This window comes from Curtobacterium sp. GD1 (assembly GCF_020882855.1).
GTDB lineage: Bacteria > Actinomycetota > Actinomycetes > Actinomycetales > Microbacteriaceae > Curtobacterium.
In genome coordinates, this window is the sequence record NZ_JAFEVQ010000028.1 from 1 (window position 1) to 13,698 (window position 13,698).

The 13,698-nt window shown below is 72.1% G+C and carries 15 protein-coding genes; 8 read left to right on the forward strand and 7 right to left on the reverse strand.

What is annotated here, in order from left to right:
- Positions 1-217: 217 nt before the first annotated feature.
- The gene (locus JSX79_RS14390; protein WP_229086782.1) at positions 218-874 is read left to right on the forward strand and encodes a tyrosine-protein phosphatase; all 657 of its coding nucleotides are present in this window, start codon (positions 218-220) and stop codon (positions 872-874) included.
- A gap of 127 nt (positions 875-1,001) precedes the next feature.
- Here JSX79_RS14390 and JSX79_RS14395 read toward each other — a convergent pair whose 3' ends face one another.
- On the reverse strand, positions 1,002-1,973 hold the full coding sequence (locus JSX79_RS14395; RefSeq protein ID WP_071295380.1) for an aldo/keto reductase: 972 nt from the start codon (positions 1,971-1,973) through the stop codon (positions 1,002-1,004).
- 120 nt (positions 1,974-2,093) lie between these two features.
- On the opposite strand from JSX79_RS14395, the gene JSX79_RS14400 reads away from it, so the two are divergent.
- Entirely contained in the window at positions 2,094-3,062 is a 969-nt protein-coding gene (locus tag JSX79_RS14400; protein WP_083413986.1) for a beta-ketoacyl-ACP synthase 3, read from the forward strand.
- Positions 3,063-3,179: 117 nt separating this feature from the next.
- Here the strand turns inward: JSX79_RS14400 and JSX79_RS14405 are convergent, their stop codons facing one another.
- On the reverse strand, positions 3,180-4,082 hold the full coding sequence (locus JSX79_RS14405; protein ID WP_175496091.1) for a hypothetical protein: 903 nt from the start codon (positions 4,080-4,082) through the stop codon (positions 3,180-3,182).
- 39 nt (positions 4,083-4,121) lie between these two features.
- On the opposite strand from JSX79_RS14405, the gene JSX79_RS14410 reads away from it, so the two are divergent.
- Positions 4,122-4,763 carry a hypothetical protein gene (locus JSX79_RS14410; RefSeq protein ID WP_229086783.1) on the forward strand — a complete coding sequence of 214 codons (642 nt, stop codon included), beginning with the start codon at positions 4,122-4,124 and terminating at the stop codon, positions 4,761-4,763.
- Here the strand turns inward: JSX79_RS14410 and JSX79_RS14415 are convergent.
- The 5 genes from JSX79_RS14415 to JSX79_RS14435 form a co-directional block, all read right to left on the reverse strand.
- On the reverse strand, positions 4,750-5,673 hold the full coding sequence (locus tag JSX79_RS14415; RefSeq protein WP_229086784.1) for an endonuclease domain-containing protein: 924 nt from the start codon (positions 5,671-5,673) through the stop codon (positions 4,750-4,752). The genes JSX79_RS14410 and JSX79_RS14415 overlap by 14 nt on opposite strands.
- A 264-nt stretch (positions 5,674-5,937) precedes the next feature.
- Positions 5,938-6,312, reverse strand: coding sequence for a flagellar assembly protein FliW (fliW, locus tag JSX79_RS14420; protein ID WP_071295376.1), 375 nt, complete (start codon positions 6,310-6,312; stop codon positions 5,938-5,940).
- Positions 6,309-7,190, reverse strand: a complete 882-nt coding sequence (gene flgL, locus JSX79_RS14425) for a flagellar hook-associated protein FlgL (RefSeq protein WP_070418825.1) — start codon at positions 7,188-7,190, stop codon at positions 6,309-6,311. The genes fliW and flgL overlap by 4 nt, the downstream gene beginning before the upstream one ends.
- A 2-nt stretch (positions 7,191-7,192) precedes the next feature.
- Positions 7,193-8,614 (reverse strand): flagellar hook-associated protein FlgK, encoded by a 1,422-nt coding sequence (gene flgK / locus JSX79_RS14430; RefSeq protein ID WP_229086785.1) that lies wholly within the window; start codon positions 8,612-8,614, stop codon positions 7,193-7,195.
- A 4-nt stretch (positions 8,615-8,618) separates the two neighbouring features.
- A complete protein-coding gene (locus tag JSX79_RS14435) occupies positions 8,619-9,104 on the reverse strand; it encodes a flagellar protein FlgN (RefSeq protein ID WP_070419569.1) in 486 nt (161 codons plus the stop codon).
- A gap of 396 nt (positions 9,105-9,500) precedes the next feature.
- Here JSX79_RS14435 and JSX79_RS14440 point away from each other — a divergent pair, with 396 nt between their 5' ends.
- From JSX79_RS14440 to JSX79_RS14460, 5 genes are all read left to right on the forward strand, one after another.
- Positions 9,501-10,352, forward strand: a complete 852-nt coding sequence (locus tag JSX79_RS14440) for a sigma-70 family RNA polymerase sigma factor (RefSeq protein WP_229086786.1) — start codon at positions 9,501-9,503, stop codon at positions 10,350-10,352.
- A gap of 129 nt (positions 10,353-10,481) precedes the next feature.
- Complete coding sequence (locus tag JSX79_RS14445) at positions 10,482-11,321, forward strand: flagellin (protein WP_071295373.1); 840 nt, start codon at positions 10,482-10,484, stop codon at positions 11,319-11,321.
- Positions 11,322-11,411: 90 nt separating this feature from the next.
- Positions 11,412-12,809, forward strand: a complete 1,398-nt coding sequence (fliD, locus tag JSX79_RS14450) for a flagellar filament capping protein FliD (RefSeq protein ID WP_092387392.1) — start codon at positions 11,412-11,414, stop codon at positions 12,807-12,809.
- Positions 12,810-12,820: 11 nt separating this feature from the next.
- Positions 12,821-13,297 carry a flagellar export chaperone FliS gene (fliS, locus tag JSX79_RS14455; RefSeq protein ID WP_083295338.1) on the forward strand — a complete coding sequence of 159 codons (477 nt, stop codon included), beginning with the start codon at positions 12,821-12,823 and terminating at the stop codon, positions 13,295-13,297.
- On the forward strand, positions 13,287-13,571 hold the full coding sequence (locus JSX79_RS14460; protein ID WP_229086787.1) for a hypothetical protein: 285 nt from the start codon (positions 13,287-13,289) through the stop codon (positions 13,569-13,571). The genes fliS and JSX79_RS14460 overlap by 11 nt, the downstream gene beginning before the upstream one ends.
- Positions 13,572-13,698: the final 127 nt, after the last annotated feature.

Here is a 13,698-nt window from a genome sequence, read left to right on the forward strand (position 1 = left end):
GCCCCGCACCACGCGGTCGCACGGCTCGGGGTGACTTCCCTTGTGCGAACCCGCGCCGCACCACCGGCGCGGGTTCGCCCACCGGCAGTCACCCCGAGCCGTGCGACCGCGTGGTGCGGGGCGGCTTTGGTTGTGCGCCGCGGGCCCGGGCACGCGGCGGACGGCGGGCGCGCGCCCGGCGGCGCGCCCGACGCCCCGCGTCCGGCAGAGTGGAGCCATGACGACGACGTCGAACACGCTCACGAACCTCCGCGAGGTCGGGGGACCCGGCCTCCAGCACGGCCGCCGGCGCACGGTTCACCGGGCGAACACCGACCCGGTCGCTCCCGCCGCGTACCCGGCGGGCCTCGCCGCCGTGGTCGACCTGCGCCGCGTGGACGAGACGGACGCGGTGCCGCACCCGCTCGCCGCCACGCCCGCCTACCGCTCCGTGCCGCTCTTCGACCCGGCCTCGGCGATCGAGTCCGCCGCCGAGGCCGTCCAGCTCGAGGACCAGTACACCGACTGGCTCGACCGGCACCGCTCCGGCATCGCCGCGGCACTGCGGACGATCGCCACCGCGGACGGCGACGTGCTCGTCTGCTGCGCCGCAGGCAAGGACCGGACCGGCATCGTGAGCGCGCTCCTCGCCCGGCACTGGGGTGCCGACCTCGACGCCGTCGGTGCCGACTACGCGGCCAGCGCCGCCGGGCTCGTCGAGCGGTTCGCCGCCGAGCGCGCCGCCAGCACGGACCCCGTGGCGACGGCGATCGGCCACCGCTGCGTGCCGGAGATCATGACGACGGTCATCGAGCGCGTCGAGCGGCGGTGGGGCTCGGTGGACGGGTACCTCCGCAGCATCGGGCTGCGGGACGACGAGATAGCCGCGCTCTGACCGGTGGCTGCGCGCGCGACGCGGGTCCGGCTCTGGACGTACGGACGGACGGGAGGCGCGGTGCGGGTCGGACCCGCACCGCGCCTCCCGTCATGGGTCGCGTCAGCGACTTGGTGGCGTCACCGCGTCACCAGGCGTAGTCCTCCGGCGAGGTCTTGTGCCCCGGGAAGATCTCGTCGAGCCGGTCGAGTGCACGCTGGTCGAGGCGGATGTCGACGGCGCGGACCGCGGACTCCCACTGTTCCATGGTGCGCGGTCCGGTGATCGGTGCCGTGACGCCGGGCTGGTGCAGGAGCCACGCCAGGGCGAGCTCGCCCGGGGTGTGCCCGAGCTCCTTCGCGAAGGACTCGTAGGCGGTGAGCTGGTCGCGGTGGCCCTCGACGTACTCGGCACTGCGGCCCGAGAGGCGACGCGAGCCGTTCTCGGTCTTCTCGATGACGCCACCGAGGAGGCCGCCCTGCAGCGGCGACCACGGGATCACGCCGAGGCCGTACTCGCGGGCGGCCGGGAGGACCTCGCGCTCGATGTCGCGCACGACGAGGTTGTAGATCGACTGCTCGCTGACGAGGCCGAGGGTGTTCCGGCGCGCGGCGGCCTCCTGGGCCTGGGCGATGTGCCACCCGGCGAAGTTCGACGAGCCGACGTAGAGCACCTTGCCCTGCTGCACGGCGACGTCGATCGCCTGCCAGATCTCGTCCCACGGGGTCGCACGGTCGACGTGGTGGAACTGGTAGAGGTCGATGTGGTCCGTCTGGAGGCGCTGCAGGCTCGCGTCGAGGGCCTGGCGGATGTTGTACGCGCTGAGCTTCCCGCCGTTCGGCCAGTCGATCATGTCGCCGTAGACCTTCGTGGCGAGGACGGTCTTCTCGCGCCGCCCGCCCCCCTTGGCGAACCACCGGCCGATGATCTCCTCGGTGGCGCCCTTGCCCACCGAGCCGCCGTAGCCGTTGGCGGTGTCGAAGAAGTTGACGCCGAGCTCGTGGGCCCGGTCCATGATGGCGTGCGAGTCGTCCTCGCTGGTCTCGGGGCCGAAGTTCATGGTCCCGAGCACGGCTCGTGAGACCGACAACCCTGTGCGGCCGAGGTGTGTGTAGTCCATGGTCCAGGTCTACGCGGTCCCGGTCTCCGCAGGCAGGCCCTGTGGGTACCCGCCTCGGAGGCTGCGCTCCATGCCGCGCCGGGCATGAGCGGGTCGCGCAGGGGAGTAGCGTGCGGTCTCGTGAACACCCCAGCACTCCGTGGCAGCCGGATCCTCGGGTTCGGCCACCACCAGCCAGCACGCGTCCTGACCAACGACGAGCTCTCGACCATGGTCGACACGAATGACGAGTGGATCCGCACGAGGACCGGGATCGAGACCCGGCACATCGCCGGACCGTCGGACACCGTGACCTCCATGGCGATCGAGGCAGCGCGGAACGCCCTCGCCGACGCCGGCGTCGCGCCCTCCGACGTGGGACTGGTCATCGTCGCGTCCACCACCCACCGCGACCGGGCGCCCTACACCGCCGGTCGGGTCGCCGCGGCACTCGGCCTGTCGCCCGCCGCCGCACCCATCGACATCAACACCGCCTGCAGCGGCTTCGAGTACGGCGTCGCGCTGGCCGACCAGGCCATCCGGGTCGGGTCGACGGACATCGCGGTCGTCGTCGGCTCGGAGGTGCTGTCCGGCATCGTCGACTGGACCGACCGATCCACGTGCGTGCTCGTCGGGGACGGTGCCGGCGCCGCCGTGCTCGGCGTGTCCGACGAGGCCCAGATCGGCCCGGTGTCGTGGGGGAGCGTGCCGCACCTCGAGGAGGCCGTGCTCGTCTCCGGCGACCCCGAGCGCTTCAGCCAGGAGGGTCGCTCCATCTACCGTTGGGCCATCACCGAGGCCGCCGACCACGCCCGGGCAGCCGTCGCCGCTGCGGGGCTCACGATGGACGACATCGGGGTGTTCGCGTTCCACCAGGCGAACCTGCGGATCATCGAGCCGCTCGTGCACGCCCTCGGCGGGGAGTCGAAGTTCGTGGTGCGGGACGTCGTCGAGTCGGGGAACACGTCGGCGGCGAGCGTGCCGTTGGGGCTGTCGAAAGCGTGGGCCCGGGGGGACCTCCCCGAGGGGGTGCCGGCGCTGCTGTTCGGGTTCGGCGGTGGGTTCGCGCACGCTGGGCAGGTGGTGACGACGCCGGTGCGGGGGCGCTGAGGCGGGCTTGCGCTGGGACGGACGGGAGGCGCGGTGCCGGCTGGCACCGCGCCTCCCGTCGGTCTGTTGGTTGCGTCCGGCCGATCGGCGGTTGCGCCCGGGCGGTGGGTGCGACCGTCAGTCGCCGGTGCGGTCCGGGGTGTCGGCCCAGAGGTCCTCGCGACCCTTCCGGCGACCGATCGCCCGCCGTTCCTTCGGCGCCTTGGCCTGCTTGGGTTCCTTGGCCGGCTTCGGTTCCTTGCCCGACTTCGGTTCCAGCACGATCGGGAACTGCGCCGGGGGCAGCCCGAACCCCGTCCGCGAGGCCTGGATCACCTTCCGCCCGAGCGCGTGGTTCCCGAGGCCACCGACCGCCGCACCGATCCCGAACGGGAGGGCCCGACCGACGATCGTCGTGCCCTGCCGCGCGGCGAAGCGCTTGATGAACTGGTCACGCACCTGTCCGCCGATGCCGTTCACGACCTGCTTCGGGAGGGACGACGTCACCATCTCGCCCCAGAACGCGGTGCGGACCTGTCCACCGGCGATCTGGCCCGCGAGCTGGTTGATGAGCTGGGTGCCCGGCGAACCGAGGATCATCGCCATCACGAGCATGCGGGCGCGCTCGGGGTCGTCGAGCGCGATGCCGTGCACCTCGGTCACGGACTGCGCGAACAGGGCCGTGGTCTCGAGGAAGCCCACGGTCTCGGCGCCGCTCAACCCGAGGGCCGCCGCCATGCCGACGCCCGGGATCACCGCGCTCGCGCCGACGGCTGCACCGCCCGTGGTCACCGCAGCGAGGTACTGCCGCTCGAGGATCTGGATGATCTCGGCCGGGGTCGAGTCGGGGTGCCGACGGCGGAGTGCCCGCACGTGGGCCACCACGACGGGGCGTTGCACGCTCAGCACCCGGTCGAGCATCTTCACCCAGCCGGCCGGCTGGGTCTGCTCGGGGGTGCGCGCGTTCGGGTCGGTGGGGGTGGAGGCCACAGGCGCTGCCGGCAAGGGCACGATCGCCTGGTCCTTCTGCTCTCGGGCCATGGAGACGACGGTACGCCGGACGCATGGGAGGCTCGTCGGATGACCCCTGCACACGCACTCGATGCAGCACGCCGCGCTGCCGGATTCCTGACGCCGGACAAGGTCGCGGCACTGGCGCCGGACGTGCTCGTCCTGGACCCGGCGTCCGTGCTGGTCGGTCGTTCGGTGGTCATCGAGCCGGGCGTCGTGGTGTACCCGGGTGCCGTCCTCGAGAGCCGGGGGACCGGGGCGGTCATCGTCCGCGCGGGGGCGCGGTGGGGGCCGGGGCCGGTGACGGTCCTCGCGGACGGGGCGCGCGTCGAGATCGGTCGGGCGGAGCTCGGGCCCGGTCCGGTCACGGTCGTCGCGGTCGGTGCGGCCTCGTCCGGTTCCGGGAGTGCCGACGTGGAGATCGGCGCGGATGCGCGGCTGTCCGGTGGCTGTTTCGTCGAGGGACCGGCGACGATCGGAGCCGGTGCGCAGGTGATCGGGACGGTCTCGATCCGTGACGTCGTCCTCGGCGCCGGGGCCGACCGCCACGACCCGGACCCCGACCGGCGCGGCGCCGTGGTCAAGGGCACGGGGCGGGTCCACGGCGTCCGCCTCGGAGCGGGCGACGTGGTCGTCGGCCGTGCCACGGTCTCCGATGTCGAACGCCAACGAGCCCACCACCCGGACGCTCCGCGGTTCACCGGCACGTGATCCCCGCCCGTCGGAGCTTCGCCCGGACCCGCTCGGGATCCATCAGGTCCGCCCAGGTCAGCCGGACGACGGCGCGGACCTCGGGGAAGGACCGCACGAAGTCCTCGCGCTGCTTCTCCTGCCAGTGGGCGTCGGCGGTGGTGGAGCCGCGCAGCTTCGCCGGGTCCTCGTACTTCCCCCGGCCGTCCACCTCGACCACCACGCCGGCCTCGGGGAACCAGAAGTCGACGATCGCCGTGCGTTCCCCGGGCCGTCGGAACGTGTGCTGCTGCACGGGCTGCGGGACGCCGAGCTGCCGGAACCGGACCCGGCACACCGACTCCGCCGGCGACCCCGACAGCCCCGACCCCATCCCGATCGCGACCCCCGCCTTGGTCCGCCCCTTGTGCAGCGAACCCGCCTCGCGCTCGAGGTCCGTCGCGGTCGCGAGGCCGCGGCCGAGCACGTGGTCGATGACGGGGAGCGAGTGGATCAGCGCTCGTGATGCTGCCAGGTCCACCGCCGTCCGTGCCGCCTCGGTCGCGGCGATCTCGTCCGCGCGGGTGTGACCCAACGGCGGTCGGTGTTCGGAACCGTGTCGGACGAACCACGCCGTGACGCGGGTGTTCGGTGAGGTCGGATCGCACACGTGCACCTTCGGTGGCCACGGCCCCACGAACGGCAGTCCGAGCACGGCGCACGCGGACTCGTGCGAGACCAGGTCGCTCGGGCGTGCGCGGTGGATCGAGGCCCGCACGAGCACGTGGTGCCGATGCTCGGGCAGGAGATCGTCCAGCGCACCCTGCTGCACGAGCACGCCGGGCCGGATCCGGACCAGCTGCCCACGGAGGACGGCTCGTTCGAGGTGCCGCCGTTCCGCACTCGGGAGCCCGGTCGTGCGGATGATCTCGATGTCGTCTGCTCTGCTCACCGCCCCAGGGTCGCGCCCGCGTCGGTCCCCGGGCGTCCGTGCCGCCGGATCCGTGGACACCTCCGGTCATCGAGCAGCTTGTGGAGGACCGAGGGTGATCCGTGCGTGTACATCGACCGACAAGACACTCGTCGATCGTCGGGCGTGATGTCGCTTCATGCACGTGCATCTCATGCGTGTGCAGGTTCCGACGAAGCACGCGTCGATCGACTCGCGCGATGTCGAAACACGCGCGGAACCCGGGCCGCGGCCGCCCCGCCGCGCTCAGCGCGCGGCGAGCTCCGCGCGCAGCGGCAGGTCCTGCTCCTCGAGGATGAGCTGCGCCCCGACCGACGTCCGGGCGTTCACGACGATCGGCGCGAGCAGGTTCACCGTGGTCCCGCCGTCGGCGCCGCCCGGGTTCGCGACGACGAGCAGCATCGCGTCCTCGGGCGCGGTCAGCCCGAGCCCGGCCGCCTGCTCGTCCGTGAGCTCCGGCGCGTACGACGGCAGGTGCACCGCGGCGTCGAGCACGAACAAGCGCGAGGAACCCCCGACGAGGGTGAACAGGCCTTCGGCGCCGTCCACGGGCGTCAGCGTGAAGACGGGGGCGGGCGCCAGGCCGAACGGCGGGACGGCGAAGGTCAGGTCGATGCTCATCGGAGGTAGTCCATCAGGGTCGGCTGCAGGACCTTCGCGGTGACGGCGAGGGCTGCCTGGTAGTTGGTCTGCTGCACCTGCAGGTCGAGGACGGCCTTCGCGAGGTCCTTGTCCTCGATGCCGGCGCGCCGGTTCTCGAGCGAGACGGTCGCGCTCTTCAGGGAGTCCTGCGCGGAGAGGGCCGCGGCGTGCCGGACGCCGACGTCGGCCTGGATGCCGCGCACGGTGCTGATCGCGGCGTCGACGTCGTTGATGCGGGGGTTCACGTTCACGCCGTTCTGCAGGTCGCCGACGATCGAGTCGATCATGGCGAAGACGGACGAGTTCCCCGAGCCGAACACCGCGGTGCCGGCGGTGTCGACCCGCACGGTGGTGCCGTCGCCGATGCGTCGGGTGACGTCGGTGCCGGAGGACGCCCACCCGGTCGCCGGGTCGTACGCGGTGGCGGCGGTGGACGATCCGGCGAACACCGATCGCGTGCCGTAGGTCGTGTTCGCCCGGGACTCGAGCTCGGACTTGAGGGACTGGAACTGCGTGATGAACGCGTCGCGGTCGGTGTCGCTCATGGTGCCGCTGTTCGCCGCCTGCACGGTGAGGTCCCGCACGTTGTTGAGCACGGAGTACACGCTCGACAGGGCGCTGTCGGTCGTGGCGAGCCAGCCGGCCGCGTCGTTCGCGTTGCGCGTGTACTGCGCGGCGGCCGCCTGCTCCTTGCGCACCTGCATCGACGAGGCGGTCCCGACGGGATCGTCGGACGGCCGCTGGATGTTCTTCAGCGTCGTCGCCTGGTCGGTGAGCTGCGCGAGCTTCGCGGCGCCGGCCTGCAGCCTGGCGCTCGCGGCCGTCATCGACATCTGGGTGGTCACACGGGTGATCACGGTCAGCCCCTCCCGACGAGTCCGACGCGGTTGATGATGGTGTCGAGCATCTCGTCGACGGCGGTCAGGACCCGCGCGGCGCCCTGGTACGCGTGCTGGTAGCTGAGCAGGTTGACGTTCTCCTCGTCGAGGTCCACACCGGCGCTCGACTGCTGCTGCGTGCGCGCGTTGGTCAGCGCGAGTCCGGTGAGCGTCGATTCCGACGCGGCGGACCTGGAGGCGCTGCCCACCCCCGCCACGAACGTCGCCCAGGAGCGGTCGGCACCGTCGGAGGTCGCGCCGAGTCGCGAGAGCGCGTCGGTGAACGAGTCGTCGAGTTCCCCCGCCGCGTTCCGCGTCGCCAGGCCGCTGCCGTCGGTCGGGACGACCGAGAGGCCCTGGGCCGCCGGGACGCCGGCCGCGAGGGAGAAGAACGGGGTCCCGGTGGCACCGGTCGGGGTCGTCCCCGTGGCGTGCACGGCGTTGACCGCGCTGGCGAGCTTCGTCGCGACCTGGTCGTACGACGCGGACGCCTCGGCGAGTGCTCCGCCGGTGCCGTTCGCCGTCGCGGGTGCGAGCAGTGAGAGGTTCCCGCCGATCGAGCCGCCGGACAGGGCGACCGCGCCGGCCGTGCCCGAGGTCCAGGTGAGGGTGACCGCGGCGCCGTCGGCCATGCGCTGCCCGCCGCCGAGCGCCACGGAGCGGGCATCGGTGCCCTGTACGATCGCGTTGCCGCCGATGAGGACGTCGACGGTGCCGTCGGTGTTCTGCCGGACGGTGCCGCCGGCCAGCGAGGCGATCTGCTGGGTGAGCTGGTCGCGCTGGTCCAGCAGCTCGTTCGCGTTCCCGCCGGACGCCAGCGCGGTGCGGATCCGACCGTTCAGGTCGGCGACCTGCGACGCGGCGTCGTTGAGCTGCTGCACCTGGCCGTCGACGGTGCCGCGGACGCTCGTCCACTGTGCGTCGATCGCCTTCGAGCCGCTGGCGAGCGCGCTGGCGACGGTCTTCGCGGCGCCGATGACGGCGCTGGCGGCACCGGGGTCGTCCGGGTGGCTGGAGAGCTCGCTCCACGAGGACCAGAACGCGTCGAGCTTGCTGGCGAGCCCGTCGTCACCGGGTTCGTTCAGCCCGTTCTCGAGCGCGGCGAGTGCGGTGGCGCGGGCGTCGGCGTAGGCCGAGGAGCCGGAGGCCACCCGCACGCCGGCGTCGAGCGTGAGGGACGCCAGGCGGGCGATGCCGTCGACGGACACGCCCTGGCCCGCGAGCGCTGCGGTCCCGCGCATGAACCCGGTCTGGGCGGCGGGGATCGAGGACTGCGAGACGCGCTGGCGGGTGTACCCGGCGGTGCCGGCGTTGGCGATGTTCTGCCCGGTGACGTCGATGCCGGCGCGGGCCGCGGCGAGGCCGGAGTAGGCGGTGGCGAGGGAGCCGAAGGTGCTGACCACGGTGCTACAGCGTCCCCTCGAAGAGTCGTGCGCCGTCCGTGCCCGTACCCGAGGTACCACTGGCGTCGTAGGTGGCGGCACCGGTGACGGACCCGGCGAGCGTCTCCTCGGTCGCCTGCGCGGCGGCACGGAGGAAGCGGTCGTTCTCGTCGCGGAGCGCCCCGATCTGCGTGGTGAGCTCCACCATCGCGGTGAGGTGGGCGGCGAGGATCTCGCCCCAGGGGCCGTTCGGCGCAGCGGCGACGACCTCGCGCAGGGGAGCGTCGGCGGCGACGCCCCACTCCTCGGCGACCTCGGCACTCGACGCGGCGCGCTCGAGACCGGTGCTGCGGAGACGCTCGAGGACCTGCTCGACCTCGCGGCTGGCGTGCGAGACCCAGCGGGAGCGACCGGCCGCGAGGAGCAGCTGTTCCTCCTCGAGCTTGAAGGTGAGCAGCTCGAGCAGTTCGCGTTCGCGCCAGAGCACGGCGGACAGTTCGTTCACGCTCATCAGCTCCTCCCGGTGGGGTGTGTCGGTCATCCTGCGGACACCGGGACCTATCGGGTCGCGGATGCCGGGCGTAAGCACCGACCGGGTGACCGCGCCTGCCGGACACGACCCGCGCCTCCAGGGAATCACCCACATCGGGGGACAAGAACGCGCGTTCCCAGGCCGGGGTCCCCCCAAATGCCGACCGGGAAAACGCCCCCTCACCCCCGCTTTGGGGACGGTTGTGCACCTCCTCAGGGCTTTGCCAGCCGATACATTCGAAGCGCACCGCGGGGGACACCCCGCACCGCGTCGCAGGGACGCACGGTGCACCACCCGGAGGGACCCGGGTGGGTCTTCGGCGTACGCACCGGCCATCCGAGGCCGGCGTCTGCCGCGCCCACGGACGGGTCAGGCATGTCAGGCGACCAGGGGATCAGCATGGACCGGAACGACCGCAACGCGATGATCGTGGAGCACCTCCCGCTCGTGGGCTACATCGTCGCCGACGTGCGGGCGCGTGCCACGCACCTCGACCGTGACGACCTCGCCGCCGTCGGGTCGCTGGCCCTCGTCGCCGCGGCCGAGGCCTTCGACCCCGACCTCGGCGTCCCCTTCGGCGCGTACGCCCGCACCCGCATCACCGGCGCGATCGCCGACGACATGCGCTCCGCTGACTGGGCGTCCCGCGGCACCCGGAAGCGGATCCGCGAGACCCTCGCCACGCAGGAGGCGCTGTCGGCCCGGCTCGGGCGGAGCGTCGGCGTGCAGGAGATCGCGGACGCGATGGGCGTCGACCGCCAGACCGCCGCCGACGCCATGAGCGACGCGGCCCGCACCGTCTCGCCGATCGACGAGACCGTGCACGACACCCTCGCCGCGGACCTGCCGCTGCCGGGTGAGGACCTGCTCGAAGCGGAGAAGCGCCGCTACCTCCGTGCCGCCGTCGAGGCGCTGCCGGAGCGGATGCGCTTCGTGGTCGAGAACGTGTACTTCGGCGACCGGTCGGTGACCGAGGTCGCCGCCGAGCTCGGGATCACCCACTCCGCCGTGTCGCAGCAGCGCTCCGAGGCGATGCGCCTGCTCCGCGACGGACTCGCCGCGCACTACGGGGACGACGGCGTCACCGTGGAGCCGGCCTCGAAGACCACCGCCGCGCGCCGCAGTGCGTACCTGGCACGGGTCGCCGCGAACGCCGCAGCCGGCGTGGCGCGGGCCGTGCAGGACGCCACGACGGTCACGACCGCCCCCGTCGTCGCGGTGAGCTAGCCCTCGGCGGTCTCGTCGCACGACGAATTCCGCCGATTCCCTAACGGCTCCGGCCAACCGGTCGAGAGTCACCCCTGTCAGCCCACGGACGGGCAGACGTACGACCCAGATTTCACGGAGGAAACCACCATGGGTATGTCCATCAACACCAACCTCTCGGCACTCAACACGTACCGGAACCTGAACTCGACGCAGAACGACCTGTCGAAGTCCCTCGAGAAGCTCTCGTCGGGTCTCCGCATCAACCGTGCTGCCGACGACGCGGCCGGTCTGTCGATCTCCGAGGGGCTGAAGTCCCAGGTCGGTGGCCTCACGGTCGCCGCCCGCAACGCACAGGACGGCATCTCCGTCGTGCAGACCGCTGAAGGTGGCCTCACCGAGACCCACTCGATCCTCCAGCGCATGCGTGACCTCGCCGTGCAGGCCGGCAACGACTCGAACAACGCGGACTCCCGCACGGCGATCTCCACCGAGGTCGGCGAGCTGTCCAAGGAGCTCACCCGCATCTCCCAGTCGACCAACTTCAACGGCATCAACCTGCTCGACGGCTCCGCCGGCACCGCAGGCGTCCTGAAGTTCCAGGTCGGCGCCAACGGCGACGCGGCGAGCCAGATCGACGTCGACCTGTCGGGCGCGAACGTCTCGACCGTGGCGACCGCCGTCACCGGTCTCGACTTCACGACCGCCACCGGTGCGCAGACCGCGATCACCACGATCGACGCGCAGATCAAGAGCGTGTCGACGGCACGTTCGAACATCGGTGCCATCCAGAACCGCTTCGACCACGCCATCAACGTGACGAACGTGGCCAAGGAGAACCTCACCGCTGCCGGTTCGCGCATCACCGACGTCGACATGGCGGAGGAGATGGTCAAGTACACGCGCGACAACATCCTCAGCCAGGCCGGCACCTCGATGCTCGCGCAGGCGAACCAGAGCACGCAGGGTGTGCTCTCGCTCCTGCGCTAGCAGCGCTGACGCCGTCGTCCGGGATCGTTCAGGTACCCCGGGCGGCGGCGTCGCCCGCACCCTTTCCCCTCGTAGCGGCAGGAGCCATCGATGTCGTCCGTGTCATCGGCGAGCAGTCTCGCGATCGACGGTCTCGTCAGCGGTCTCAAGACCACCGACCTCATCAACTCGCTGATGAGCGTCGAGGGGGTCCCGCAGACGCTCCTCAAGAACAAGCTCACCAGCACCAACTCGTTCATCTCGTCACTGCAGACGATCAACGGGCTCGTGCAGACCCTCGCGACGAAGGCGAAGGACGCGGCGAAGGCGACCTCGCTCGACCTCTTCACGGCCACGAGTTCGTCGCCGGGCGTCACCGCGGTCACCGGGGCGAACGCCAGCGCCGGGTCGCTGAGCTTCACGGTCGGGTCCACCGCGTCGGCGCAGGTCGGCGTCACCGCGGCGATGGCGACGTGGTCCTCCGCGGCCGAGCCGATCACGATCGTCGGCGCCGACGGCACGAAGACGACCGTCACACCGGCCTCCGGGTCCCTCGACGACACCGTGTCCGCGATCAACAAGTCGGGCGCCGGTGTCACGGCGACGCGGGTCGCTGCCGGGACCGACGCCGACGGCACGAAGCTCTACCGCCTGCAGCTCACCTCGGCGAAGACCGGGGCAGCCGGCGCGTTCGAGGTGTACCGCGGCACCGCCGACGAGGTCACCGCCGGCACCGCGACGAACGTCCTCACCCAGGTCGGTGCCGCGGTCGTCACGCAGGCGAAGGACGCCAGCGTGACCCTGTGGGCCGGTACCGCGGCGGCGCAGACGGTGACGAGCACGACGAACACGTTCACCGACCTCGTCCCCGGGGTCAGCGTCACGGTGACGCAGCCCACGACCGACCCGGTGACGCTGACCGTCGCGCAGGACACCACGAAGGCGCAGACCGTCGCGTCCGGCCTCGTCGACGCGATGAACGCCGTGGCCGCGTACTACAGCTCGAACACCGCCGTCACGAGCACGACCAGCCCGACGACCGGCACCACCACGACGACGGCCGGCGTGCTCTCGGGCGACGGCACCACGCGTGACGTCGTCCAGCGGCTCGCGAGCACGATGTCGGCGCCGGTGGGCGGGAAGTCCCCGTCGTCGATCGGGATCTCGATCACGAAGGACGGCGACTTCACCTTCGACGCGGACGTCTTCCAGAAGGCCCTCGCGACCGATCCGGAGGGCACGCAGGCGATGCTCTCGGGCGTCGCGGCGAACGTCGGCGCCGCTGCCACCTCGGCCTCGGACAAGTACGACGGGTCCATCACCACCGCGATCACCGGACAGCAGGCCGTCGCGAAGGACCTCAACACCCAGATCGACAGCTGGACCGACCGGCTCACCTCGCGTCGCGCAGCGTTGCAGACGATGTACGCGAGCCTCGAGACCAGCCTCAGCAAGCTCCAGTCCCAGTCCAGCTGGCTCGCGAGCCAGCTGGCGTCGACGACGAGCTGACAGGAACACCGATGAACGCCTTCGACCTCCAGTCCGCCGCCTTCCGACAGGCCGCGCAGCCCCGCACCGTCACGGACCAGCGCCGTGCCCAGTACACGAACGAAGCCGTGCTCTCGGCGACGCCGGCGCAGCTCGTCACGATGCTCTACGACCGGCTGCTCCTCGACCTGCACCGCGCCGAGGCCGCACAGACGACCGCCGACTGGGACGCGGCCCGCGAGCAGCTCCTGCACGCGCAGGCCATCGTCGGCGAGCTGTCCTCGACGCTGAAGATCGACGTGTGGGACGGCGGTGAGGGACTGCTGGCGATCTACAACTACGCGTCGACGTCGCTCATCACCGCGAACGTGCACCGGGACGTCCAGGCCACCCGAGACTGCATCCGGATCCTCGAGCCGCTGCGGCAGTCGTGGCACGAGGCCGCCGCGTCGATCCCGGCGGCGACCGCGGTGCAGCACCCGACCGGCGGGGCACTCGGTGTCGCCTGACGCGGAACGCCGTGCCGCGTGGGAGGCCGTGCTCGAGGCGCTCGAAGCCGACCTGACGGCGGGCGGCGACATGCGGTGGTCCGAGCCGACCGGGCTGGGGCCGGTGCCGCGGGAGCTGGTGGGGCGTGCCTCCCGGCTACTCGCCGCGCAGCGGGACCGGATCGCTGCGCTCGAGGGGGACCGTCGGGCGACGCTCGACCACCTCGGGGCGCTCCGGGCGGTGGACGCGACGCGGGAGCCGCGCGGGTCGGTGTACCTCGACGCGTCCGCCTGACGCGGGGCGCGGGCGCGGGGGCCGCGGCGCGGGGATGCGTGTGCATCGTGCGACGAAGCACGCGTCGATCGACTGGCGGAATGTCGAAGTGTGCACACGTGAGCCGCCCCCGCCCCCCGTTCGGGGC